The sequence below is a fragment of the Arthrobacter sunyaminii genome, from assembly GCF_018866305.1.
Lineage (GTDB): Bacteria > Actinomycetota > Actinomycetes > Actinomycetales > Micrococcaceae > Arthrobacter_B > Arthrobacter_B sunyaminii.
In genome coordinates this window covers 2947245-2971384 of the sequence record NZ_CP076456.1, presented here as the reverse complement: position 1 = coordinate 2971384, position 24140 = coordinate 2947245, and the positions used below count along the sequence as shown (strand labels likewise).

The window sequence follows — 24140 nt, the reverse complement described above, 5'->3', positions numbered from 1 at the left end:
GCCGCCCGCAGCATCATCCGCCGTAGCCCGTGCCGGGAGGTCCGCCGTAGGGTGCCGGTCCCGCTCCGGGCGGTGTTATTCCGCCGAAGCCGTCACCGGGCTTGCCGCTGTGCCGTCCGGGCACCAAATCCGGGGTGACCCCGGCAATCTCCTGCTCCTTCATCAGGGTGAGGTCAAAGCCCTCGCGCCGAATTCGGAGATCAACATACAGCAGCGAAGTCACCGCGGCCTGAAAGGCGTAACCGATGGCGCTGAAGAAGGTGGTGAGGGCCGCATTCAAGGCAAACAGCGCCACCACTGTTCCGGCATCTGTGCCGGAGCCGCTGCCAAAAGCTCCGGCAAGGCTGGTGATGAGGAGCACCGGAACGCTGATGACCGAGGAGATGATGGAGACCAGAATGGCAGTCAGCGCAAGGATCCCGAAAGAACGCCAGAAGTTGCGGTTGGTCAGCTGCCAGGAACGGCGAAGCGACGCGAAGATCCCCGCGGGTTCCAGGACCAGTGCCGCCGGAGCAAAGGCCAGCTTGACCCCCAGCCAGACGAACACGGCGATCAGGGCCAGGAAGCCCAGAATCAGGACAGGAACGCCCGCTGCGCCGAGGACACTTACCAGCAGTCCCACCAGCACACCGAAAACCGCGAGCCCGATAACGAAGGCCACGGTCAGCAGCAGCCCCATTCCTGCCAGCGCAAGCAGCCGGGAGCGGCAAAGCCTCCACGTTTGCGCGAAGCCGGTCTTGAGATTCAGGATGGACCGCGCGAGGGGCACCACCAGCACTCCCTGCAACAGCAGGACTCCCACTACGGAGATAACACCCAAAAGGGACAAACCGGTCACGGACCAGGCAGCGTTCGACTCGACGGACTCAAAGTCGGTGTCGTCGAAGTCCGGACTGAACAAGGCATCGGGCACAAGGCTGCCGATAAACAGGTACGTCAGCAGTGAGATGACGGCCTGGATCAGCAGTGCCGTTCCGAACGTTGCGGCAGGGTTCTTCCGGCAGGCCTGGAAAGCACCGTCCAAAAGCTCGCCCAGGCCGAGGGGCCGCAGCGGAATGATGCCGGGTTTGGGCGGAGGCGTCCAGCCGCCCTGCGGCAGGGCGCCGGGGAACCCCCAGGGCTGGTTGGGCTGGTGGGGCGGGAAGCCGCCGGGCTGGTTCCACTGTGTGCCCGGCTGGTTCCACTGGTTCTGCTGCGGGGGCTGGTTCCACGGGTTTTGCGGCTGCGGGGGCTGGTTCCACTGCGGCGGCTGCCATTCCGGGGAGCCGCCCGGACGCGGCGCCGGCGGGATGCCGGGGATCCCGCCGTCGTCATTTTGCTCCCGCGGATCTCCGCCGCTGTGATTGTCCTGACCCAAGGTGTCCCCCCAAAAGAGTTGTTTGGCCTTATCCCACCATAGTTCCAGAGCAGTCCGGACAGCCCCTGTAGAAATAGCCGGAAACTCCGTCCCTTAGGATGATAGGGATATTGCCAGCTGTCGCGGTGTCCCGGGACGCACCCGGGGAACCACCTTTTCCGGACAGCGGGCTGAAGCGCGGTGCAGGCACCGGGCAGCCGGAAATTCGTCCGGCACCGCAACGATGGACCGGTGTGAGAAGTCATCCGGGGACAGGGAGATATGAAGGCACGCATTCTGGTCGTGGATGACGACGAAGCACTGGCCGAGATGATTGGCATTGTGCTCCGCAACGACGGGTTTGAGCCTGTCTTCTGCGCGGACGGCTCGAAGGCTCTAGAGGTCTTCCGCAGTTCCAAGCCGGATCTGGTCCTGCTGGACCTCATGCTGCCCGGCATTGACGGCATCGAGGTGTGCCGCCAAATCCGCGGTGAATCCGATGTTCCCATTGTCATGCTGACTGCGAAGTCTGACACGTCCGATGTTGTGCGCGGCCTGGAATCGGGCGCGGACGACTACGTGCCGAAGCCGTTCAAGCCGGCAGAGCTCGTGGCCCGCGTGCGTGCCCGCCTGCGTCCCGGCGACACGAAGTCCCCTGAAACGCTCAGCATCGGAGAAGTCACCATCGACGTCGCCGGACACGTAGTGACGCGCGGCACCGACATCATTTCGCTGACCCCGCTGGAATTTGACCTCCTGGTGGCCCTGGCCCGGAAACCCTGGCAGGTTTTCACCCGTGAAATGCTGCTGGAACAGGTGTGGGGTTACCGCCATGCCGCGGATACCCGGCTGGTCAACGTCCATGTGCAGCGGCTTCGTTCCAAGATCGAGCGCGACCCCGAAGCACCCGAGATAGTTCTGACGGTGCGTGGTGTCGGTTACAAAGCCGGTCAGAGCTAGGCGCTCACGGACTGCGGTCCTAAAACATGACATCCTGCCGGTGGTACTGCGGACGCTTCGGCGTCTCCGCAACGGTTTGCGAAAAGCGACGTTCCACCGGGTTGCCCGCCTCTGGCGGCGTTCCATGCTGTTCAAGACCGTGGTCTCCACGCTGCTGCTGGTGACCCTTGCCTGCGGCGGCGTGGGTGCTTTCCTTTCCCACCAGATTGCCGGCGCGCTCTATGAAGAGCGGCAAAACCAGTTCCAGTCCGAAGCCACAGCCGGACTGATTTCGGCGAAGGAAAACTTCCGGACCACCGCGGCAACTGACCGTGAAGGCACTGAACGGCTCGTCTCGAACACCCTGTCGCTGCTGGAAGGGCAGGGCGCCGATGCACGGCGGCTGTACCTTCTCACGCCCCTGCCGGACCAGGAACAGAACCTGTTCGTCTCCCAAACGCTCGGAGAAGGCATCACCGCCGGCAGCATTCCGCTGGCCTTGAGCGAGTCCGTGAGCAGCATCAACGTCAACGAGGACCTGGACACCATCCACTGGTCCCCGCTCGCGCTCTCCCATGGGGAGCCCGGCCTGGCTTTTGGCACCAAGGTCACGCTGCCGCCGGACAGCGCCGAGTACGCGCTCTACCTGATTTACGATCTGTCGTCCATGCAGCACACTCTCGATGACATCCACCGCATCATGTGGATCGCCGGCGGGCTGCTCATGGTCATCATCGGAACCATCGCATGGCTGGTCACCAAGGCCGGTGTGGGCGCCGTCGGTGACGCCGCGGCGGTGTCTGAGAAACTGGCAAACGGTGAGCTGCAGGAACGCATGGTGGTCAAGGGCGAGGATGACGTGGCGCGTTTGGCTGCGTCCTTCAACCGCATGGCCGCCACCCTCCAGGACCAGATCACCCAGCTGGCCCAGCTCTCACGCATGCAGCAGGTCTTCGTTTCCGATGTTTCCCACGAACTGCGCACCCCGCTGACCACGGTGCGGATGGCTGCCGAAGTGCTCTACGACGCGCGGGACGGCTTCGATCCGATCAGCAAACGGTCCACAGAACTGCTTTACCACCAGGTCGAGCGCTTCCAGGCGCTGCTGGCGGACCTGCTGGAGATTTCCCGGTTCGACGCCGGTGCCGCGTCACCGGATCTGGAACCCACCGACATTTTCACCGTGGTGCGCGACGTCATCGACGCCACGGAACCGCTGGCCCTGAACATCGGGTCCGAAATCACCGTGGTCTCGAAGGAAGTCAGCTGCATGGTGGACGCTGATCCGCGGCGGATCGAGCGGATCATCCGCAACCTGGTGGTCAATGCCCTGGAACACGGCGAGGGGCAGCCCATCGAGATTGCCATCGGCTCCAACGTTGACGCCGTCGCGGTTGCCGTCCGCGACCACGGCATTGGCATGACCGACGACGAAGCCTCCCGGGTGTTCGACCGTTTCTGGCGTGCCGATCCGGCCCGCGCCCGGACCACGGGCGGCAGCGGACTTGGCCTCTCCATCGCCGTCGAGGACGCGCTGCTGCACGGCGGCCTGCTTCAAGCATGGGGGCGACCCGGAGACGGAGCCTGTTTCCGTCTCACGCTGCCCCGCCGGCACGGAGTTCCGTTCTCCGATTTCCCGGTGCCGCTGTCGCCGTACGACGGCGCCTCCGGGACCAGGGCACTGGCCGCACCTGCACCTGTCACACAGGAGATGAACGATGAAGGGTAACAGTCCGGCCCGCCAGCGGCCGTTCGCACGCCTGATCCTGATGGCAGCACTGGTACTGGCTGTGCTGTCCGGATGCTCGTCCATTCCCACCACAGGCCCGGTGGGAACAGCCTCTGCGGACAGTGACGGCAGTTCGCTGGTAGACACCTTTGCCGTGGCTCCGCGCGGCCCCGGCCAAGACGGGGGAGAAACGCCGGAAGAAATCCTGCAGGGCTTCATCACTGCGGGAACGGGGGCCGCAGACGACTACAGTGTTGCCCGCGAGTTCCTCACCGACAGCCTCGCCGACACCTGGAACCCCACCGACCGTGTGCTGATCTACGGCGCGGATCCCAACATTGTGGCGGCGCGGGACGGCAACACCTACTCCATTCAGCTCGAAGTGGTGGGCGCCCTCGATGCCCGCGGAATCCGCACCGACAAGGCATCAGGCACCACGGAAACCCTCTCCGCCTCCATGGAGCAGGTGGACGGGCAATGGCGCATCAGCGCCATTCCGCACGGCATCATGATGTCCGAAGTCAATTTTTCCTGGCTGTTCCTTTCCCACAACCTGTACTTCTATTCGAGCAACTTTGAGTTCTGGGTGCCGGACACGCGCTGGTTCGTGCAGAAATCCGGAATCGCCGCCAATGTGGTCAAAGCAATGCTCGAGGGCCCGGCTCCCTACCTTCAGGGGGCCGTAAGCAGCGCATTCCCGGCGGGCACCGCGCTTGCCCGGGATGCCGTGCCGGTGGTCTCCGGGGTGGCCACCGTGGATCTTTCCGCGGACGTCCTGCAGGATTCCAGCGACCTGAACCGGCAGCAGATGGCCCTGCAGCTGCAGCAGAACCTGACCCACCTCAACAACGTGAATACTGTCAGCATGACCGTCAACCAGCGGGATGTGGATCTCGGCAAGGAAAGCGGCGCCCTGGTGGAGGCCGTGGCGGACCCCGAAGCGGGAAGCACACAGATAGCCGTTTACCAGAACGAACTGGCCTACTTCAAGGGAGTGGAACCACAGGCCATCGAGGGCATCCCGAGCGTGGCGGAGTACGGTCCCCGGGATCCGGCCCTGTCATTGGACCTGGCCACCATTGCGTTCCTCAACGCGGACCGGACCTCGTTGTTCCTGACGGGGCCCAATCAGGAGGTGCGAAAAGCGGCCGACGGCGCGTCCCTGACCGCGCCCAGTATTGATCCTGAAAAGTGGACCTGGACTGCCTCGAACACCGGAACGGCCGCTCGAATCCTGGCCCTGCCGCCGGGCGGCGACGCCGACCAAATCCTGACGCTGTCCGTTCCGTGGCTGGATGAGGCAACCATTTCCGAGCTTCGGATCTCACGCGACGGTGCACGCGCGCTGCTGGTCACGAACTCCGGCGGCAGCAGCCACGTCCTGGTGGCCGGCGTTGTTCGGGATGCGGGAGGGGTTCCGAAAACTCTCACGACTCCGCTGGAACTCGCTGTTACCACCGAGTCAGGTTCGGGAATTCCGGCAACACAGCCGGTGGACCGCGCCAAGTGGGTCTCCGAGGATGCCATTGCAGTCCTGAAGACCTCTGCCGAAGGCCAGGTGACTCCGCTGATCCTCAGGCTCGGTGCCGATCCCGAGCCTCTGGCCGGTCTGACCGGGATTACCGGTCTGAGCGTCGGCAAGGGTGAGCAGGAAATCTACGTACAAACCCAAGCTGCAATGTACAAACGCATGGGTAACAGCTGGTACGAGGTGGGGGAGGGGCTGCTGGACCCGGCGTTCCCGGGGTAGGCGCTCCTGCACAGGCCGGCGCCCGCGCCGCTTATCCACTGCCGGGCCGTTTCGCCCAGCTTCGGCGCAGATCCAGGCGGATGCTGGGCGGATGAGCGTGTTTTCCTGCTTTTCGGACCTGGCCCGCCGTGCTGACCGGTGGCGGCTTCAACCATGGGCAGCCTCGGTTGGAGCCGCGTGGGCAGACCTGCTGGCGGTGCTCCTGCCAACGTCCTGCGTGGTCTGCGAAACCGCGGATTGTTCACTCTGCCCCGGCTGCCGCCGCGTGGTCCGGCGCAGCGGAACGCGCCCCTACTATGCACAGGACGCAGCGGAACTGCTGCCCGGCAGGGAAAACTCGGCGGACAGCGCCCAGGGGTTGGAGGCCGATGAGCCGGCGCCGCTGCCCGTCACCGCTGCCGGCCGCTATGCCGGCAGCCTGGCGAGAGTGCTCCTTGCCTATAAGAATCACGGCCATACTGATCTCGCGGATGTGCTGCGTCCGATGCTCGCCGGTGCACTGCATCAGGCCGCGGCCGACGTCGGTGGCCTGACGGGCGGTGATAACACCGAGATCGTCCTGGTCCCGGTCCCCGCAACGGGGCGTGCGCGCCGCCGGCGGGGCTACAACCCGCTTGGCATGCTCCTCTCCACTCTCCAATCCAAGAGTCTCCTGCCGGCCGGAACAGCCCTGGAACCTTTGGTCAGATTCAGAGGACGGCGTCCACGGGACCTTGTGCGTCCCTCCGCCCCGGCTGCGGCTGCCGGCGGGGTGCGAAGCCAAAAGACACTGGGACGCAGCGGGCGCCGCAGAAATGTTTACGGGACTATGACGGCCGGGGAGAAGGGGTCGCTGGCCGGAACACGATGCCTGGTAGTTGATGACGTCCTGACTACCGGGGCAACCATAGCGGAAGCCACTCGTGCGCTAAGGGCTGCTGGAGCGCGGGTTGAGGGCGCTGTTGTACTGGCTGCAACCACACCACCCTCATATGACGCATCTAACACAAGGGAGGATCCTAATCCAGTTTCCGGCGTCTTAGGTAATCGGAATGTCCGGAGGTGAATAACGTCCGGCAGTGATCTAACGTGTTGGTATGGACAGCTTCAAGAAGCGGAGCTGTCCTGCGGCAGCGGTCGCAAGGGTTTTGGCAGCGGCCGTTGCTGTGTCACCGAAATCTATTGGAGGGCACCATGGAATTCATGATCAGCGGACGCAACGTTGCAGTATCCGACCGGTTCCGGGAGTATGCCGAAGAACGAATCGCCAAGGTGGAAAACCTGGCGAACAAGGTCCAGCGTGTTGATGCGCGCGTTACCAAGCAGCCCAACGTCCGTGAGGCCGACAGCTCTCTCACCGTGGAATTGACCGTTGTGGGCCGGGGACCCGTGGTACGGGCCGAAGCCACCTCCGGGGACAAATTCGCAGCCTTTGACCTTGCCTATGCCAAGCTCCTTGAACGCCTGCGCAGGGCCAGCGACCGCCGCAAGGTCCATCATGGCCGCCATACCCCGGTAGCAGTACGGATTGCTACCGCAGACCTGGACACGGTCAGCACCAGCGAACCGCTCCATGTTCAGCTGGAAAAAACCGCCGCTGAGGCTGAAGCTTCGGCCGATGCCGTGACCGAAGAGAACGATGCCGCGGAAGCCGCGGATGACTGCCCTGTATTGATCCGGCGCAAGGTTTTCCCGGGTGCCCCCATGAGCCTTGACGATGCCGTGGACAACATGGAGCTGGTCGGCCACGATTTCTATCTCTTCGTGGATTCCGCCACCGGAGCACCTTCGGTCGTGTACCGGCGCCGCGGCTGGACCTACGGCGTGATTACGCTCGATTCCCGGTGCGCGGAGGGCGCTGAGGACATCAAGGAAGAAATTCGGCCTTACCGCGCGTCTGCCGGGTCCGCCAAGACCGCCTGACGCGGTGAGCGCCTGACAGGCGCTCACCACCGTAATGCAGCAAAAGGCCTCCGGAGCAGCTGGACGTTTTGACGGTCCACCGGCCCGGGGGTCTTTTGCTGCCGGCAGCAGGTTTCCGCCATGGACCTAGGATGGGGCGTATGAAAACCACCCTCACGCTCAGGCAGGCGCGGCTGGCAGCGCTTGGGGCGCAGGGGCTGGTCAGGCGGCGGCCGGAAAACCCTGCCGGCAGATCGGTTGAGCGGACGCTGCAGAGGCTGCAGCTGCTGCAGATCGACTCTGTGAACGTCCTTTCCCGAAGCCACTATCTACCCCTTTTCTCACGGCTTGGTCCCTATGACACCGCCATCCCCGACAGACTGGCCTCCCGGGCCCCGCGACGGATGGTGGAGTATTGGGCCCACGAGGCCAGCTATATCCGCCCCGAACTTTTCGCGGATCTGCGGGCGGTCCAGCGGCGCGTTTGGATGACGGCGCACTCTCTTCCCGCCGAGGTTCGGAACAGGCTCAGCGAAGAAATTATGGCGGTCCTCGACGGCGGTCCGCCTTTGACCTCCAGGGAGATTGCACTCAGGCTCGACGGAGGGAAAGCCAAGGACTCCGGCAACTGGGGCTGGAACTGGAGCGCTTCCAAGCGGGTGCTGGAGGACCTTTTCGCGGCCGGAACCATCAGTTCTGCCGGGCGTACGCAGCAGTTCGAGCGGCAGTACGCTCCAACGGCCTGCGTGCATCCCGCAGGAGAAGCTGCGCTGGAAGCCTCCGATCCGCAGGAAGCGGTGCTGCGTCTGACCGAGCTCGCGGCCCAGGCGCACGGCGTGGGCTCCGTGCGCTGTTTCGCCGATTATTTCCGGCTTCCGCAGCGCGACACCGCCACCGCCGTCGCTGACCTTGTCCGTTCCGGGACACTGCGCCCGGTGCAGGTGGCGGGCTGGAACACGCCGGCCTACCTGCATGCAGACACCGTCATTCCGCGCCGCTCCGCGGCCCGTGCCCTCCTGAGTCCCTTCGATTCCCTGGTGTTTGAACGGAAACGCCTCGAGGCCCTCTTTGGCTTCCGCTACCGGCTGGAGATCTACACCCCGCTGCCCAAGCGCCGGTACGGCTACTATGTGCTGCCGTTCCTGCTGGGAGAGCAAATCGCGGCCCGGGTAGATCTGAAGGCGGACCGGGAGAGAAGGGTCCTGCTGGTGCAGGCTGCCCACCGGGAACCGGACGCACCGGCCCACACTGCCGTTGAGCTTGCCGCGGAACTACGTATGATGGCAGATTGGCTGGGGCTTGAGGACGTTATTGTAAAACCGTTGGGGAATCTTGCGGAGGAACTGAAACTGGCAGTATGCCGGGAATAGCCCCGCTGCGGGAATTCCGGCACCTTGCCAAACGTCTCTCACGTAGACTGGGGACGCCAGAATTAGGCAACACTAGATTGGGAGCAAATCAGTGGCATCACTACTCGAACGGGTTCTTCGTACAGGCGATAAGAAGACGCTGAAGACGCTGCGCAACTACGCCGATGCGATCAACGTGCTCGAGGACGAGTACAGGGGCATGTCCGACGCCGAACTCCGGGGGGAGACAGAACGCTTCAAGGAGCGGTACGCCGACGGAGAGAGTCTGGACGATCTGCTCCCGGAGGCTTTCGCCGCGGTGCGCGAAGCCGCGGGCCGGACCTTGGGAATGCGCCACTTCGATGTCCAGATGATGGGTGGTGCTGCACTGCACCTGGGCAACATTGCCGAAATGAAGACCGGTGAGGGTAAAACCCTCGTGGCAACGGCGCCTGCCTACCTGAACGCCCTGACCGGCCGCGGTGTCCACATTGTGACTGTCAACGACTATCTGGCCGAGTACCAGTCGGACCTGATGGGCCGTGTCTTCCGTTTCCTGGGCATGACCAGCGGCTGCATCCTGTCCAACCAGGACCCGGCCACCCGCCGCGAGCAGTACAACGCGGACATCACCTACGGAACCAACAATGAGTTTGGCTTCGACTATCTGCGCGACAACATGGCCTGGAGCGCTGCCGAGCTGGTTCAGCGCGGCCATCACTTCGCCATCGTCGACGAAGTTGACTCCATCCTCATTGATGAGGCCCGCACACCGCTGATCATCTCCGGTGCAGCGAGCGGTGACGTCAACCGCTGGTACACCGAGTTCTCCAAGGTGGTGCAGCGGCTGAAGCTGGACACCGACTATGAGGTGGATGAAAAGAAGCGCACGGTTGGTGTGCTGGAAGCCGGCATTGAGAAGGTCGAGGATTACCTCGGCATTTCCAACTTGTACGAGTCCGCCAACACGCCCCTGATCGGTTTCCTGAACAACGCCATCAAGGCCAAGGAACTGTTCAAGCGGGACAAGGACTACGTGGTCCTCAACGGTGAGGTGATGATCGTTGATGAGCACACCGGCCGTATCCTCGCGGGCCGCCGCTACAACGAAGGCATGCACCAGGCCATCGAGGCCAAAGAGGGCGTGGCCATCAAGGCCGAGAACCAGACGCTGGCCACGGTGACGCTCCAGAACTACTTCCGGCTTTACGAAAAGCTCGCAGGCATGACCGGCACGGCCGAGACCGAAGCCGCCGAGTTCATGAGCACCTACAAGCTGGGCGTGGTGCCCATCCCGACCAACAAACCGATGTCCCGCATCGACCAGTCGGACCTGATCTACAAGAACGAAATCGCCAAGTTCGACGCCGTTGTCCAGGACATTGCCGAGCGCCATGCCGCGGGCCAGCCCGTGCTGGTGGGTACCACGAGCGTGGAGAAGAGCGAATACCTCTCCAAGCAGCTGGCCAAGGCAGGCATCCGCCATGAGGTCCTCAACGCCAAGAACCATGCGCGTGAAGCCGCAATTGTGGCACAGGCCGGACGCAAGGGCGCCGTCACCGTAGCGACCAACATGGCCGGCCGAGGCACCGACATCATGCTTGGCGGAAACGCCGAGTTCAATGCCATCGCCGAGCTGGAACGGCGCGGACTGGATCCGAATGAGAATCCGGACGAATACGAAGCCGCCTGGCCTGACGCCCTCGAAAAGGCGCGGGAAGCCGTGGCAACCGAGCAGCAGGAAGTCATCGACCTCGGGGGCCTGTACGTGCTCGGCACCGAGCGGCACGAGTCCCGGCGCATCGACAACCAGCTGCGCGGACGTTCCGGCCGCCAGGGCGACCCGGGGGAGTCACGCTTCTACCTTTCGCTCACTGATGACCTGATGCGCCTGTTCAACTCCGGTGCCGCGGAACGCATCATGAACAGTTCCTCGATGCCCGACGACGTCGCACTCGAGTCCAAGCTGGTTTCCAAAGCCATCCAGAACGCCCAGGGACAGGTCGAGGGACGCAACGCCGAGCAGCGCAAGAACGTCCTGAAGTACGACGACGTCCTCAACCGCCAGCGCGAAGCCATTTACGGCGACCGCCGCCGGATCCTGGAGGGCGATGACCTGCAGGAGAAAATCGGATTCTTCCTGGAGGATGTCGTGACTTCGATCGTCAACGAAGCCACTGCCGAAGGGCACGGCGACGATTGGGACTACGAGCAGCTGTGGACCAACCTCAAGACCCTCTACCCGGTGGGATTGACCATTGACGAGGTCATTGAGGAAGCCGGCGGACGCTCCAAGGTCACCCGCGAGTTCCTGCAGGAAGAGATTCTCTCCGACGCCAGGCTCGCCTACCAGGCGCGGGAAGAGGCGTTGGGCGCACCGGCGATGCGTGAACTGGAACGCCGGGTGGTCCTGTCGGTAATTGGGCGCAAGTGGCAGGAACATCTCTATGAGATGGACTACCTGAAGGAAGGCATTGGCCTGCGGGCGATGGCCCAGCGTGATCCACTGGTGGAATACCAGCGCGAAGGGTTTGTCATGTTCCAGACGATGACCGAAGCGATCCGGGAGGAGAGCATCGGATACCTGTTCAATGCCGAGGTGAAGGTCAACCAGCCGTCAGCGGACGTTCCCGCAGCGCTGGCCGGGCTTAAGGATGGGCGGTCAGTGGTTGGCCAGCCGACCATCACCGCCGCCGGGCTGGAGGCTCCGCAGCGCCCCGCCAGTCTGCAGTTCTCAGCCCCGAACAGCGAGGGCGGAGTGGAAACCCGCGTGGAGCGGGCCACCTCGGACAAGCCGGCGAAGCCGGAAGGCCAGTCGCGGAAGGGCGGAAACTCCGCCCCGAAGAAGAACAAGCGCCGCAAATAGGTCCGAAAACCTCCGGAGGGCCGCTTAGGCGATCTCCAGGACGGTGATCTTCCAGAGTCCGCGCCGCAGCTCTATACGCAGAGCCGCGGCGCGGACTCTGTTTTGTTCTGCCGCTACGACAGATGCTTCGTAGACCCCCTCCGAAACAGGGCATAGCCGGCAGCATCGGATCACAACCTGGCGGTGCAGGCGCAGCGGCGCGGGAGCGGGGGTTCCTCCCCGGGTGTTCCTGCGGCCCGCAAGCGCCGCTTCCCTGCTGCGAACGAGGTTAGCCCGCAGCTGAAGCCGTTCGTAACTTTCCGGATCCAGCCAGCGAACCATTTGCTGCAGCGGACGGGTTCCGCCAAGCACTTCCAGCGCGGCCTGGGTGACGGATCGTGCGATCGCGTCCACCCGTGCGTCATCAACCGGTTCGCTGTGCCAATGCTGCTGCTCCAAGGGTTCCGGAGCCGGCACTGCCTCGGAGCAGTCAGGCTGCGCGGCGGGGCGCGGACGCAGCTTGACCGGAGGCGCACCCAGCGGCGCATAGCCGGTAACGGGAATTCGGTGGACGGTGAGCGGACGGGGCGCGCCGGAAGCGGCAGCCAGTTCGCCGGCTTCTTCTTGGACGGGAAACGTGATCACGGTGGTCATGGAACTGTCCTTTCCTGCAGGCTGCTCCACGGAGCGGCAGTGATTGGATGTACGTCGAAACTGGTGGTTCACGCAACCGCGCTTGTTACTGCCGGGGAACTTCCGGGACTTCCGGAACTTCCAAAACTTGACCGGGAAGAATCAGGTCAGGATGATCACCGATGATCGTCCGGTTGAGCTCGTACCAGCGGGGCCAATGGGCAGCGATCTGGGTGTCAGTGGCGAGAGGGCCTAGCTGGGCCGCGGCCAGGCTCCACAGCGAATCGCCCGCCTGGACTACGGCCTGCTCCGGGGTGTCAGACCGGCCCGGACGGATAAAAACGTTCTCTGCGGACGGCGCAGTTCGCGGCTTCCAGTGCGCAGAGGGCGGCTCGCCGCTCTGGTCTGCCTCCGCTGCAGCACTCAAACCGTCTGCCGGTTGCTGAGGGTCCGTTCCTGCGCGCAGCTGCGCGGTTGGTTCCCACTGGGGATGAACCGCAGCATCACCCGGCCGCTGCAGTGCGGAGATGCTTTGCGGCGGGCTGGCGGGAGCGAGGGATTCAGCGGCAGCGGCTGCTCCCATCCCGGAAACGAGGTTTAGCCCGATCGCGGCTGCGGCCAGCCGTTTCATAAACGAGGGGGCCAGGGCCCCCGCGGCCGCTGCGGCTGCCGCGTGCCCCGCCTTGTGCAGTGCTGCGGATACCACAGCCAGGATCATTCCCAGACTCCACCACAGGGCGACGACGAGGCCGAAGGCGGCGGCGGCGAATCCGGCGGCGTCCTGCAGGGAGGAAACGGAACCCCTGAACAGAGTTGCCGGGTCCGGCCGGGTTGCCAGTCCAGCCCAGATCAGAATTGCTGCCGCAGCCCCGACGGCGGCAAAAGTGAGCAGGTCCTTTCCATGGTTGCGCACAGCTGCCTTCCTTCCGCCGTCGCTGACCCGTTGGATGACCAGGTCAGCCGCTATCCGATGTTGTTTGATGTCATTTGGTGTTGTTTGATGCGCTTTGAACTCAGTAACTTCGTTTGGTGGGACTTGTCTACAGGTCCGGAAGCAGTGTGTCTAGGGTGATTTGGAGAATGTTTGTCGCGCTCTGCACTGGGTGACATCGATGAGAGCCGTTAGCCTGTGCACATGCGATGGGATGCCCTTTTTGCCGACATGGAGGCCCAACTGGCTTCCGCCCGGGATGCTGTCCAGGAATCCGAGGTTTCGGAACGGCTCCGGACGGACTTTGCCGGAATGGAGCTGTCGGGACGGCTGCAAAGCCAGATGGGCAGGCCGCTGAAAGTGGATCTTGGGCTTCCCGGATCCTTTCAGGGAGTACTGAGCCACGTGGGCCGCGGTTGGCTGGTCCTGGAAGGCGGCGGACGATCGTCCGTCATTGCCCTCGCTCACACGGTGTTCATCGCTGGAATGGATCGTTTCTCCACCTCCGGGGCACCCGTGCCCCGGTTGGGTCTCGCATCCGCGCTCAGGGGATTGTCCCGGGACCGTGCGTCGGTACGGGTCTATCCGGCAGGACAGCCGCCGGCTGCAGCCTTGGACGGCAGCGTGGACCGGGTGGGCAAGGACTTTTTTGAGCTGTCGCTAATACCCCGCGGAGAAGCGCGCAGGCAGGAAAACGTGCGGGGCGTTTACGTAGTGCCCCTGCAATCGGTCGCCGTCGTCTCTTCGTAAGGGCTACTGCTTGGCAGTCTGGCCCTGGGACGCTTCCTCGCGAAGACCGGAAGCCGAACGGCGGTACGCGTCGGCAATGAACTCTTCGAGCACCCGTGATTCCACCCGCCACTGGCCCCGTCCTCCGATCTGGATGGCCGGCAACTCTCCGGAACGCACCAGGGCGTACGTCTGTGACGAGGATATGTTCAGCACCTCACCGACATCAGCCAGTGTCAGGAACCTCTTTTCATCCACGTTTCTACCTCTGTATTCCTCGGGCGCGTGTTCCTTTTCCAGAACGCTGCCATTAGTCTCCCATCTCCAACGCCGGGATGGGCAGGTTATCCACACTTTGAACTTTTCGCAGAAACACCGTGTTCTTCCACGGAATTGTGGTTAACAATGGCACCGATTGCCAATCCGGAGCTCTGCAGCCCGGATTCCGGTGCCACCAGGGGGAAGAATGAGTCTCGCAACAAGCATGCAGGCGTCCGCGCCGCGTCTGAAAAAACCGTCGTGGAAGGATCCCCGGCTTCTGCTGGGAATACTGCTGGTGCTTGCCTCAACGGCAGGAGTCGTTGGGCTTGTCGGTGCAGCGGACGAAACCACCGATGTGTTCGCCGTAGAGGAGGCGATCCCGCTGGGAACACGGGTCACCGCAGAGGACTTCGCGGTGGTACCGGTTCGGCTCGGCGAGGTTTCAGGGGCCTATCTGCCGGCGGCAGACGGCATTCCTGAAAACATGGTGGCTTCGTCCCTGCTGAGGAAGGGCGAACTGCTTTCCCGGGCGGACCTGGGCAAAGCGGATGAGCTGGACCGGAAGCCGGTGGGCCTTCGCATTGATGATCCGTTGCCGGCGGGAACCGAGGCGGGGTCGCGGGTCGATGTGTGGGTTTCCATGCCGGATGAACGAAACGGATTCAAAGAGCCCAAGCAGATCCTGACGGCAGCAGAAATCTCCGAGCTCAGCGTTGACGAATCCGTACTGGGAGCCAACCGCGCCATGCAGATACTGGTTCTCGTAGAGGATGACGATCTTCCGTCGCTGCTCAGCGCCCAGTCCAATGGCGCCAAGATTTCGGTGGTCCTCAACCCGGCTGCCGGGTCATGAATATTCCCGTCGTGACGGTGGGCAGCGGCGTCGGGAACCTTGTGCAGGACCTGGAGCGGCTGCACGGGCCGGTCACCGTGGTGCGCCGCTGCGCCGAGCTGCCCGAACTGATTGCAGCGTGCCAGAGCGGGATAGCGCGGGCAGCCATCGTGTCCGACGACGCCGGAGAAGTCACTGCGGCATTGGCAGAGCGGCTGGCGGCATCGGGTGTGGCACTGCTGGTGCTGGCAGATGAGGAGGGTGCCCTGCGCCGCCTTGACGCACTGAACATCGTCCATGCACCAAGGGGCTCGGCCCCCGAGATGCTCTCTGACCTCGTCGCGGATGCAGTGGACCGGATGAAAGCCGGCGGCGGTTCTTCCGTTCCGGCCGATCCGGCGGCAGCCTTGGACACCTGGGCGGTGGAAGCCGACGGCGGGGGGAGCCGCAGTACGGGGACGGCGGAACGGGCACCGGGATACCGCGCGGCAGGGAACAACTGGGAAGACGGACAGGAAAGCGTGCCCGGCGGCGGCCGCGTGGACGGTTCGGTGATTGCAGTTTGGGGTCCGGCGGGAGCACCGGGCAGGACCATGCTTGCCGTCAACTTGGCAGCGGAGGCCGCGGCGGCAGGCAAAACCGTGCTCCTGATTGATGCGGATACCTACGGTTCCTCTGTTGCCGCACACCTTGGCCTTCTTGATGAATCCGCAGGGGTGGCCCAGGCCTGCCGTTTAGCGGATCAGGGACTTCTGGATGTTGATTCCCTGCTCCGCAGCACCCTCAGCGTGTCGATGAAGGGGGAGCGGCTGCTGGTGCTTACGGGCATCACCCGGTCTGACCGCTGGATCGAGCTGCGCCCCACGGCGCTGGGCCTGGTGGTGGAACAGGCACGAAAGGCAATGGATCTGATCGTCATCGACTGCGGGTTCAGCTTGGAGGCCGATGAAGAGCTGAGCTTCGACACCATGGCCCCGCGGCGGAACGGCGCCACACTGCGGGCCCTTGAACTTGCTGACACCGTCTTTGCCGTCGGTTCAGCGGATTCAGTGGGGGTGCCCCGGCTCGTCCGGGCCCTCACCGAATTGGAATCCGCTGTCCCCGGGTCGGCCCCGAAGGTCGTGCTGAACAAGGTCCGTGCTTCCTCCGTGGGGCGTTCCCCCGAGCGGCAGCTGCGTGATGCCTGGGAACGCTTCGGTCCGGGAATCCCGGTGACGGCTTTCCTCCCGGCAGAGTTCGCCACGGTTGATGCGGCGCTGCTGGCGGGATCGGCGCTGCTGGAAACGGCGCCCTCATCGCCGCTGCGACACGCGATAGCAGCGCTCGCCAACGTGCGGGTCTCCACTCGGCGGCGTGCCAGGAAGGCGGCGGCCGCGGCAAAGTGACCTTTTCTTTCTTGCGGGATAGGCTCGGGTAAGGCCATCCGCAAAGAAGCGGGTCGCAAAGAAGGCTACAACGGAGGCGTATTACATGTCGTCTGGATCCCGTATTCCGGATCTACCAGGTACCGACGATTCCCTGGACGAATTCATAGGGAACTACTACGAACATCTGGCGGGGGAAGACGCAGACGGATATCCGCCGTCGGCACTGCAGGAAAGAGCCCAACGCCACCGGGCGCTGGGCGCCGTGCGGCCGGAGGGCCAGGCGTCTGTGGACATGTTTGATCAGGATGATTCCAGCATCATCCTGATCGTTACTGATGACATGCCGTTCCTCGTGGATTCTGTGACCGCTGAAGTGGTGCGCCGCAATGCTGCCATCCGGCTTGTGGTGCACCCAACCTTTTTGGCCAGCCGTGACCGTGAGACCGGCGAGCTGCAGTCAGTGCACCGCGTTCCTTCGGCCGCCGGTGTTTCCAGCGGAGACACCGCAGCCCTGCCCAACCTTTCCAGCCTGCTGGGCAGCCAGGACGAGACCACCCGGGTAGAGTCCTGGATCGCCGTCGAAATTGGACGCGTGAGCGACGAAGCGCAGCGCACCGAGCTTATTGAAGGACTCCGGAAGGTCCTCGAGGACGTGCGGCTGGCCGTCACTGACTGGCCGGCAATGCGCGCGAAAGTCCATGAAGTTTCCCGCTCTCTGGAAGCTGCCGGCAACGCAGGCAGCATTCCCGATCTTCAGCAGGCCCGCGAGCTGCTCTCCTGGCTGGACAACGGCAACTTCACCTTCCTGGGCTACCGGGAGTATGACCTGATCACCGAAAACGGCGAGGACCTGCTGCAGGTCAGCGAAGATAAGGGCCTGGGGCTGCTGAGCCGCTCCTCGGGCGCCCGCCGCGTTCAGCACCTGACCAGTGCAGGCCGGGCCAAGGCACGGGAAAAGCGTGCGCTGGTGATTACCAAGGCCAATTCGCGTTCCACCGTTCACCGTGCCGCTTACCTGGACTACATCGGTGTCAAGCGATTCGACGCGCAGGGGAACGTCAACGGTGAGCGCAGGTTCATTGGGCTTTTCTCCACGGGCGCCTACACCGGTTCGGTGCGCAACGTGCCGATCGTGCGGGACAAGGTTCGCGAAGTCATGCGCCGTGCAGGTTTTCCTGCCGACTCGCATTCAGGAAAGGATCTGCTGTCCATCCTGGAGACCTATCCGCGGGATGAGCTCTTCCAGATTGACGTGGAAACACTGCTGGAGACTGCCCAGAGCATACTGCGGCTGCAGGAACGCCGCCGCACCCGGCTGTTCCTCCGTCCCGATGTTTACGGCAGGTTCATGTCCGCGCTGGTCTTCCTGCCGCGGGACCGGTACAACACCTCGGTCCGCCTGCGCATCCAGGATGAACTGCGCTCCAGCTTCAATGCGGAGTCCATCGACTTCGAAGCACGGTTGACCGAGTCCGCACTGGCCCGCCTCTTTTTCCGTATCCGCCTGCCGCGCGGCGTCGAAATGAAGAACCTGGATCCGGCTGCTCTGGAGCAGCGGCTGGTCAAGGCCGCCCGGTCCTGGAGCGAGGGGATCAGCGAAGTTGTCCGGGCAAAGTACGGCAGCGACGCCGAAAGGCTGGCCGGCCTGTGGGCTGAAGCCTTCCCCGAAAACTACCGTGTGGGCTATGAAGTCGAAGACGCCCTGGAAGACATCGCCCGCTTCGAGGCGCGTCTCGCGGCGCCGGATTCCGCCCCCGAACTGTTTGTCTACGTTCCGGAGCGCACCGGTGTCACCGGCGACGAAGACGCACGGCTCAAGCTGTACCTTCTGGAGCCGCGCTCCCTGACACAGCTGCTGCCGACCCTGCACAACCTAGGCCTGGAAGTCCTCGACGAACGTCCTTACGAGATCCGCCGGGGAGACGGCACCACCGTGTTCCTGTATGACCTGGGACTGAAGTACCCCGCCGGGCTGGATCCGGTGAAAACCGGTTCGCTGCTGGCCGAGGCCTTCCGCGCCGGAATGTCCGGAGCCAGCGAGTCTGATTACTTCGACCGCCTCATTCTCGAACAGGGACTTTCCTGGCGCCAGGTGGTCATCCTGCGCAGCTACGCCAAGTACATGCGCCAGCTGGGGAACACCAACTCCTACGGTTTCGTGGCGGGCACGCTGCGCCGGAATCCGGACGTGGCACGTGCTCTGGTTGCCCTGTTTGAAGCCCGCTTTGACCCGGATCTGTCCGAGGACGAGCGCACTGCAGCCGAGGAAACGGCCCGTGCCGCACTGGACTCGGGTCTGGAACAGGTTCCCACGCTGGACGCGGACCGGGTCCTGCGCACCGTCGCCAACCTGATCAACTCCACCCTGCGCACCAACTTCTACCAGGACAAGCCGTACGTCAGTTTCAAGCTGAACACGGCCGCGATTGAAGGCGCTCCGTTCCCGCGGCCCAAATACGAGGTATGGGTTTACTCCCCTCGGGTGGAAGGCGTGCATCTGCGCTTCGGCGAAGTGGCCCGCGGCGGTCTGCGCTGGTCAGACCGGCGCGAAGACTTCCGCACCGAAATCCTCGGCCTGGTCAAGGCCCAGACGGTCAAGAACGCCGTGATCGTGCCCACCGGTGCCAAGGGCGGGTTCTATGCCAAGCAGCTGCCGGATCCGGCGGCGGACCGCGCGGCCTGGATGGAAGAGGGCAAGGAAAGCTACCGCACCTTTATCCGGGCGCTGCTGGACATTACCGACAACCTGGTGCTGTCCGAGGACGGCGCGGAACAGGTGGTCCCGCCAAAGCGCGTTGTGCGTCATGACGGCGATGACAGCTACCTCGTAGTGGCGGCGGACAAGGGCACTGCTTCCTTCTCCGACATCGCCAATGCCCTGTCGGCTGAATACGGTTTCTGGCTCGGCGATGCTTTCGCCTCGGGCGGCTCCGTTGGCTACGACCACAAGGCCATGGGCATCACGGCCCGCGGCGCCTGGGAATCCGTCAAGCGGCACTTCAGCGAGCTGGGTGTCGACACGCAAACCGAGCCCTTCACCGCCGTCGGCGTTGGAGACATGAGCGGCGATGTTTTCGGCAACGGCATGCTCCTGTCCGAGCAGACCAAGCTGGTGGCGGCGTTCGACCACCGTCACATTTTCCTGGATCCGAACCCGGATCCGGCGGCATCCCATGCGGAACGCCGGCGGCTCTTTGAGCTTCCGCGTTCCTCTTGGGCCGATTACGACGCGTCGCTGATCAGCGAGGGCGGAGGAGTGTTCCCGCGCCAGTCCAAGAGCATTCCGCTGAGCCCCCAGGTCCGCAAGGTGCTGGGCCTGGAAGACAGCGTCACCAAAATGAGTCCGCCGGATCTGCTCCGCGCCATCCTCAAGGCGCCTGCGGACCTGCTCTACAACGGCGGCATCGGCACCTATGTGAAGGCCTCCACGGAAACCCACACCGAGGTAGGGGACAAGGCGAACGACGCGATCCGAGTTGACGGGCGCGACCTGCGGGTCAAGGTGGTCGGTGAAGGCGGCAACCTGGGCATGACCCAGCGCGGCCGCATTGAAGCCGCCCGGGCCGGAGTCATCCTCAACACCGATGCGATCGACAACTCCGCCGGTGTCGACTGCTCGGACCACGAGGTCAACATCAAGATCTTTGTGGACCGGATGGTTGCCGCCGGGCGGCTGGACCCGGCAGAGCGCGCCGAGTTCCTGCATTCCATGACGGATGAAGTTGGGCGCCTGGTTCTGCAGGACAACAAGGACCAGAACATGCTCCTGCTCAACGACCGCCGGCATGTCATTGAATGGAACCCGAGCTTCGAGCGGCTGATGGACTGGCTCGAAAAGCACGCGGACCTGAACCGCGAGCTGGAAGCGCTGCCCTCCAACGAGGAGCTGCGCGCCCGGGTGGCGGCCGGCGAGGGTCTGACCTCCCCGGAACTGTCGGTGCTGGCGGCCTACGCCAAAATCGAGCTGACCAAGGCCCTGACCAACTCCGATCTGGCCGATGACCCCTACTTCAGCGGCACGCTGCGCCGGTACTTCCCCAAGCAGCTCGTGGAGCGGTTCGAGGACCAGCTGGACACCCACCCGCTGCGTCGGGAAATCATCTCCACGGTGGTGGCCAACGACATCATCAACATCGGCGGCATCACGTTTGCCTTCCGTGTCATCGAAGAGACCTCGGCCACCGAATCCATGGTGGCCCGGGCCTTCACCGCACTGCGGGAAATCTACGAGATCGACGGCGTCGTGAAGGAGCTGAACCACCTGCCGGCCAGTTTCCCCACGGAGAACTGGACCACCATCCACCTGGACATGCGCAGGCTGCTGGACCGTGCCGTGCGCTGGTTCATTAACCATGTGGGACGCGGAAGCTCCATCGACGAGGACATCGAAGCGTTCAAGCCCGTCATGACCCCGCTTCGCGCAGACCTGCTCGAGTACCTGCAGGGAGAGGACCTGGAGCGGTTCCGGAGCGCACTTGACCGGTCCCGCCAGTGGGAGCTCCCCGAAGGCCTGGGCACTTACTGGGCTGAGCTGTTCGAGAGCTTCGGCCTGCTGGACATCGCGCTGCTGGCCGCCAAGCGGGTGGATGAACCGGCTGCGAACGTTGCCGGCGTGTACTTCGCCCTCTATGAGCGGTTCGGCGTGGATGACCTGCTGGAGCGGATCACCAAGCTGCCGCGCGGTGACCGTTGGCAGGCTCTGGCCCGGGCAGCGCTGCGTGATGACCTGTATTCGACGGTGGCTGACATGACGGTGGCCGCGTTGACGGCAACCGCGGGGCAGGCGGAGCAGGACCCGCTGAAGCGGGTGGAATTGTGGGAAGAGCAGAACGCCGACAATTTGGAACGCGCCCGTGTCATGTTCGAAGATGTGAACAAGCTGGAGCACGAAGACATGGCATCCCTCTCGGTTGCCCTGCGTCTGCTGCGCTCCATCGTTCGACGCTAGAAACGAAAAGAAGACGAGACTGTGGCCATATTCACCGACCCCATCAAGGATCATGCCGATTTTGGACCGGGAGACGCGGAATGGCTGCACCTCTTGGTCGGCGACTGGCAGCTGGTCGCCGACCTGGCGTTCTCCGATCTGGCGCTCTGGTTTCCGGTTCCGGACGGAAGTTACGTGGCCCTGGCACACGCCCGCCCCTCGACGTCGCACACTGTATTCCACAGTGACTTCGTCGGGGAGCGGATCCGTGCCGATCTTCAGCCGCTGGTCGACAGGGCCTGGACCAGCCAGGTCATCGAGCGTTCACCCGAAACAAACTGGACCGCGGAGACGGCAATGCGGGTGGAAGCCATCCCCTTTGTCCGCAACGGCCGAACCCTTGCCGTGGTCACCAGTCACATGGATTTGTCCTCCTCCCGCATGCCCTCACGGCTGGAACTGACCTACCGGCAGTGTGCCTATGACCTGCTGCGGATGGGCACGCTGGGTCTCTGGCCGGACTTTGCCACACCCACCGGTTCCCGCCGCGGCGCTCCGCGGGTAGGGGACGGACTCATCCGAATGGATGCCGACGGCATTGTGCAGTACGCCTCACCCAACGGAGTCTCCGCCTTCCGCCGGCTGGGGGAGATGGAGAGCCTGGAGGGGCGGGCCCTCGCGGAGATTACGACGGCGCTGCTTAAGGACCGCCGCATGGTGGACGAGACACTGCCGCTGGTGGTGACCGGCCGGATGCCGTGGCGCACCGAGATCGAGTCCCGCGGGGTAAGCCTCTCCCTGCGTGCCATTCCGCTGCGGGACGAGAAGGAGCGCTTTGGTGCCCTGGTACTGTGCCGGGATGTCTCCGAGCTGCGCCGCCGGGAAATGGAACTGGTGTCCAAGGACGCCACTATCCGTGAAATCCACCACCGGGTAAAGAACAACCTGCAAACCGTGGCAGCCCTGCTGCGGATGCAGTCGCGGCGGATGGAGAGCGAAGAAGGCAAACAGGGGCTGGCGCAGGCAATGCGCCGGGTCGCCACGATTGCGCTGGTGCATGAAACGCTGTCCCAGGGACTGACACAGAACGTGAACTTCGACGAGCTGATCGACCGGCAGTTCCGGCTTGCCGCGGAGGTCGCTTCCCCCACGCAAGAGGTGAGCACTGAGAAGGAAGGCTCTTTCGGAGAGCTGCCCAGCGATTTTGCAACACCGCTGGCCCTGGTGATCAATGAACTGGTGACTAACGCCGTCGAGCACGGACTTTCGGACCGCAAGGGTACGGTGTGGCTCAGTGCCGCCCGGCAGAGGGGCGCCTACGCCGAGGAAATCCTCACGGTCACCGTGGCCGACGACGGCGCCGGGCTGCCGCCGGAGCCGCGGCGGGAGGGGCTGGGGCTGCAGATTGTGCGCACCCTCGTCCAAAGCGAACTGGACGGCACCATTGAATGGTCTGCCCGTCCGGGCGGAGGCACAGAGGTTCGGATTGAAATGGGACTGGACAATGAGTCACGCAGGAGCTGACGCCCCGGCGGACGGTGCGCTACGGAGCACCCGGGGTTAAACAGGAATGGCCGCTGCCCGTGGCAGCGGCCATTCTGAAGTCTTGTAGACGAGATCAGTCCCGTGGGACCGCCAAGCGTCCGTGCTGAATTACGAAGCGCGGCGTGCTCGTGCGGCACGACGCTTCAGTGCGCGGCGCTCATCTTCGCTCATACCGCCCCAGACGCCTGCGTCCTGGCCTGTTTCGATGGCCCACTGGAGGCAGGTATCCATGACCGGGCACCGCCGGCACACACTCTTGGCTTCTTCAATCTGAAGAAGAGCCGGGCCGGTGTTGCCCACAGGGAAGAACAGCTCCGGATCCTTGTCCAGACACGCTGCGCGGCTCCGCCAATCCATGTTAATCACAATCTCCTCTAAATAGTTGACTCCCACGTGTTTGTGAAAACATTCACGAGCAACTGCAAACGAAAGGGGCCAGTTCCGGCCCCTGATTTCCCCAACTACTAGGATTCCACGTTACGGAAACTCAGACAAGGGTTAATCTGCCCTCAATCTGGCCAAAGGCGTGAGGGATGCGTCACAGCATCCGTTATCCGGGCCCCATGGGCCGGACGCTCTCCGACTATGTCCGGTAGTGTGCCAGTGTGTCAAGACCCCAAGAACCACAGCCCCCGGCCGGTCGCCCTGCGTCCGTTCCGGCGGCCGTCATTGTTATTTCGGCAGTCCTCGTCCTCGAAGCAGCGGCCCTGCTGGCGCTGGCAGGTTGGTTTGTCTACAGTCTCTTCACCACCGAGGCGGCATCCCTGGGCGGAGCGGTTTTCACGGCAGTCATCCTTGCCGCCGCAGGTGTGTGGCTGCTGGTCCTCGGCCATTTTTTCTTCCGCGGCTTCCGCTGGACCCGTGCCGGAGCGCTGGTGTTCCAGCTGTTCGCGATAGTCCTTGCCGTTCCAACTCTGCAGGGCGGAGTGGTCCTCATTGGCCTGCTCCTGCTTTTGCCCGCGGCAGTTGTGCTGCTGCTGCTGTTCACCCGCCCGGTGCTGGAACACACCAGCCGGATCTCGGGCGAGCCGAAGGCCTTCTAGGAACGATCTCAAGCGGGGCCCAAAGGCGGTATCCGCTGTCTGA

At 63.8% G+C, this 24140-nt stretch carries 19 protein-coding genes; 13 read left to right on the top strand and 6 right to left on the bottom strand.

The features are described 5' to 3' along the window. Positions 1 to 13: 13 nt before the first annotated feature. Positions 14 to 1357, bottom strand: a complete 1344-nt coding sequence (locus KG104_RS13350; protein WP_207347990.1) for a glycerophosphoryl diester phosphodiesterase membrane domain-containing protein — start codon at positions 1355 to 1357, stop codon at positions 14 to 16. 261 nt (positions 1358 to 1618) lie between these two features. Here KG104_RS13350 and mtrA point away from each other — a divergent pair, with 261 nt between their 5' ends. The 3 genes from mtrA (at position 1619) to KG104_RS13335 (ending at position 5754) form a co-directional block, all read left to right on the top strand. Then, positions 1619 to 2296, top strand: a complete 678-nt coding sequence (gene mtrA, locus KG104_RS13345; protein WP_104052552.1) for an MtrAB system response regulator MtrA — start codon at positions 1619 to 1621, stop codon at positions 2294 to 2296. A gap of 124 nt (positions 2297 to 2420) precedes the next feature. Further along, positions 2421 to 4004: an MtrAB system histidine kinase MtrB gene (mtrB, locus tag KG104_RS13340; protein ID WP_104052551.1), complete on the top strand. Its 1584-nt coding sequence runs from the start codon at positions 2421 to 2423 to the stop codon at positions 4002 to 4004. Beyond that, complete coding sequence (locus tag KG104_RS13335) at positions 3994 to 5754, top strand: LpqB family beta-propeller domain-containing protein (protein WP_207347991.1); 1761 nt, start codon at positions 3994 to 3996, stop codon at positions 5752 to 5754. The genes mtrB and KG104_RS13335 overlap by 11 nt, the downstream gene beginning before the upstream one ends. A gap of 241 nt (positions 5755 to 5995) precedes the next feature. Here the strand turns inward: KG104_RS13335 and KG104_RS18150 are convergent, their stop codons facing one another. Continuing rightward, on the bottom strand, positions 5996 to 6394 hold the full coding sequence (locus tag KG104_RS18150) for a hypothetical protein (RefSeq protein ID WP_237687154.1): 399 nt from the start codon (positions 6392 to 6394) through the stop codon (positions 5996 to 5998). On the opposite strand from KG104_RS18150, the gene KG104_RS18330 reads away from it, so the two are divergent. The 4 genes from KG104_RS18330 to secA all read left to right on the top strand — a co-directional run bounded on the left by KG104_RS18330 (position 6374) and on the right by secA (position 11850). Beyond that, positions 6374 to 6799 (top strand): ComF family protein, encoded by a 426-nt coding sequence (locus KG104_RS18330; RefSeq protein WP_420481770.1) that lies wholly within the window; start codon positions 6374 to 6376, stop codon positions 6797 to 6799. The two genes, KG104_RS18150 and KG104_RS18330, sit on opposite strands and share 21 nt — an antisense overlap. A gap of 128 nt (positions 6800 to 6927) precedes the next feature. Next, on the top strand, positions 6928 to 7656 hold the full coding sequence (gene hpf / locus KG104_RS13325; RefSeq protein ID WP_104052548.1) for a ribosome hibernation-promoting factor, HPF/YfiA family: 729 nt from the start codon (positions 6928 to 6930) through the stop codon (positions 7654 to 7656). A gap of 140 nt (positions 7657 to 7796) precedes the next feature. Continuing rightward, complete coding sequence (locus KG104_RS13320) at positions 7797 to 9005, top strand: winged helix-turn-helix domain-containing protein (protein ID WP_207347993.1); 1209 nt, start codon at positions 7797 to 7799, stop codon at positions 9003 to 9005. Between the two features lie 91 nt (positions 9006 to 9096). Further along, entirely contained in the window at positions 9097 to 11850 is a 2754-nt protein-coding gene (gene secA, locus KG104_RS13315; protein WP_207347994.1) for a preprotein translocase subunit SecA, read from the top strand. Between the two features lie 24 nt (positions 11851 to 11874). Here secA and KG104_RS13310 read toward each other — a convergent pair whose 3' ends face one another. Together KG104_RS13310 and KG104_RS13305 are read right to left on the bottom strand one after the other, a co-directional pair. Further along, positions 11875 to 12483 carry an Rv3235 family protein gene (locus KG104_RS13310; RefSeq protein WP_237687155.1) on the bottom strand — a complete coding sequence of 203 codons (609 nt, stop codon included), beginning with the start codon at positions 12481 to 12483 and terminating at the stop codon, positions 11875 to 11877. 85 nt (positions 12484 to 12568) lie between these two features. Continuing rightward, the gene (locus KG104_RS13305; RefSeq protein WP_207347995.1) at positions 12569 to 13375 is read right to left on the bottom strand and encodes a LysM peptidoglycan-binding domain-containing protein; all 807 of its coding nucleotides are present in this window, start codon (positions 13373 to 13375) and stop codon (positions 12569 to 12571) included. Positions 13376 to 13597: 222 nt separating this feature from the next. On the opposite strand from KG104_RS13305, the gene KG104_RS13300 reads away from it, so the two are divergent. Further along, positions 13598 to 14143: a hypothetical protein gene (locus KG104_RS13300; RefSeq protein WP_104052543.1), complete on the top strand. Its 546-nt coding sequence runs from the start codon at positions 13598 to 13600 to the stop codon at positions 14141 to 14143. Positions 14144 to 14146: 3 nt separating this feature from the next. On the opposite strand, the gene KG104_RS13295 is transcribed toward KG104_RS13300, so the two are convergent. Continuing rightward, entirely contained in the window at positions 14147 to 14380 is a 234-nt protein-coding gene (locus KG104_RS13295; protein WP_207347996.1) for a helix-turn-helix domain-containing protein, read from the bottom strand. Between the two features lie 208 nt (positions 14381 to 14588). Between KG104_RS13295 and KG104_RS13290 the strand changes: the two genes are divergently transcribed. The 4 genes from KG104_RS13290 (at position 14589) to KG104_RS13275 (ending at position 23033) form a co-directional block, all read left to right on the top strand. Continuing rightward, positions 14589 to 15236, top strand: a complete 648-nt coding sequence (locus tag KG104_RS13290; protein WP_104052541.1) for an SAF domain-containing protein — start codon at positions 14589 to 14591, stop codon at positions 15234 to 15236. Beyond that, on the top strand, positions 15233 to 16600 hold the full coding sequence (locus KG104_RS13285) for a CpaE/TadZ family protein (protein WP_207347997.1): 1368 nt from the start codon (positions 15233 to 15235) through the stop codon (positions 16598 to 16600). Before KG104_RS13290 ends, KG104_RS13285 begins: the two co-directional genes overlap by 4 nt. Positions 16601 to 16685: 85 nt before the next feature. Further along, the gene (locus KG104_RS13280; RefSeq protein WP_207347998.1) at positions 16686 to 21530 is read left to right on the top strand and encodes an NAD-glutamate dehydrogenase; all 4845 of its coding nucleotides are present in this window, start codon (positions 16686 to 16688) and stop codon (positions 21528 to 21530) included. A 21-nt stretch (positions 21531 to 21551) separates the two neighbouring features. After that, entirely contained in the window at positions 21552 to 23033 is a 1482-nt protein-coding gene (locus KG104_RS13275; RefSeq protein WP_104052538.1) for a sensor histidine kinase, read from the top strand. Positions 23034 to 23162: 129 nt separating this feature from the next. Here KG104_RS13275 and KG104_RS13270 read toward each other — a convergent pair whose 3' ends face one another. Further along, complete coding sequence (locus KG104_RS13270) at positions 23163 to 23411, bottom strand: WhiB family transcriptional regulator (RefSeq protein ID WP_104052537.1); 249 nt, start codon at positions 23409 to 23411, stop codon at positions 23163 to 23165. Between the two features lie 248 nt (positions 23412 to 23659). Between KG104_RS13270 and KG104_RS13265 the strand changes: the two genes are divergently transcribed. Continuing rightward, entirely contained in the window at positions 23660 to 24097 is a 438-nt protein-coding gene (locus tag KG104_RS13265) for a hypothetical protein (RefSeq protein WP_237688597.1), read from the top strand. Positions 24098 to 24140: the final 43 nt, after the last annotated feature.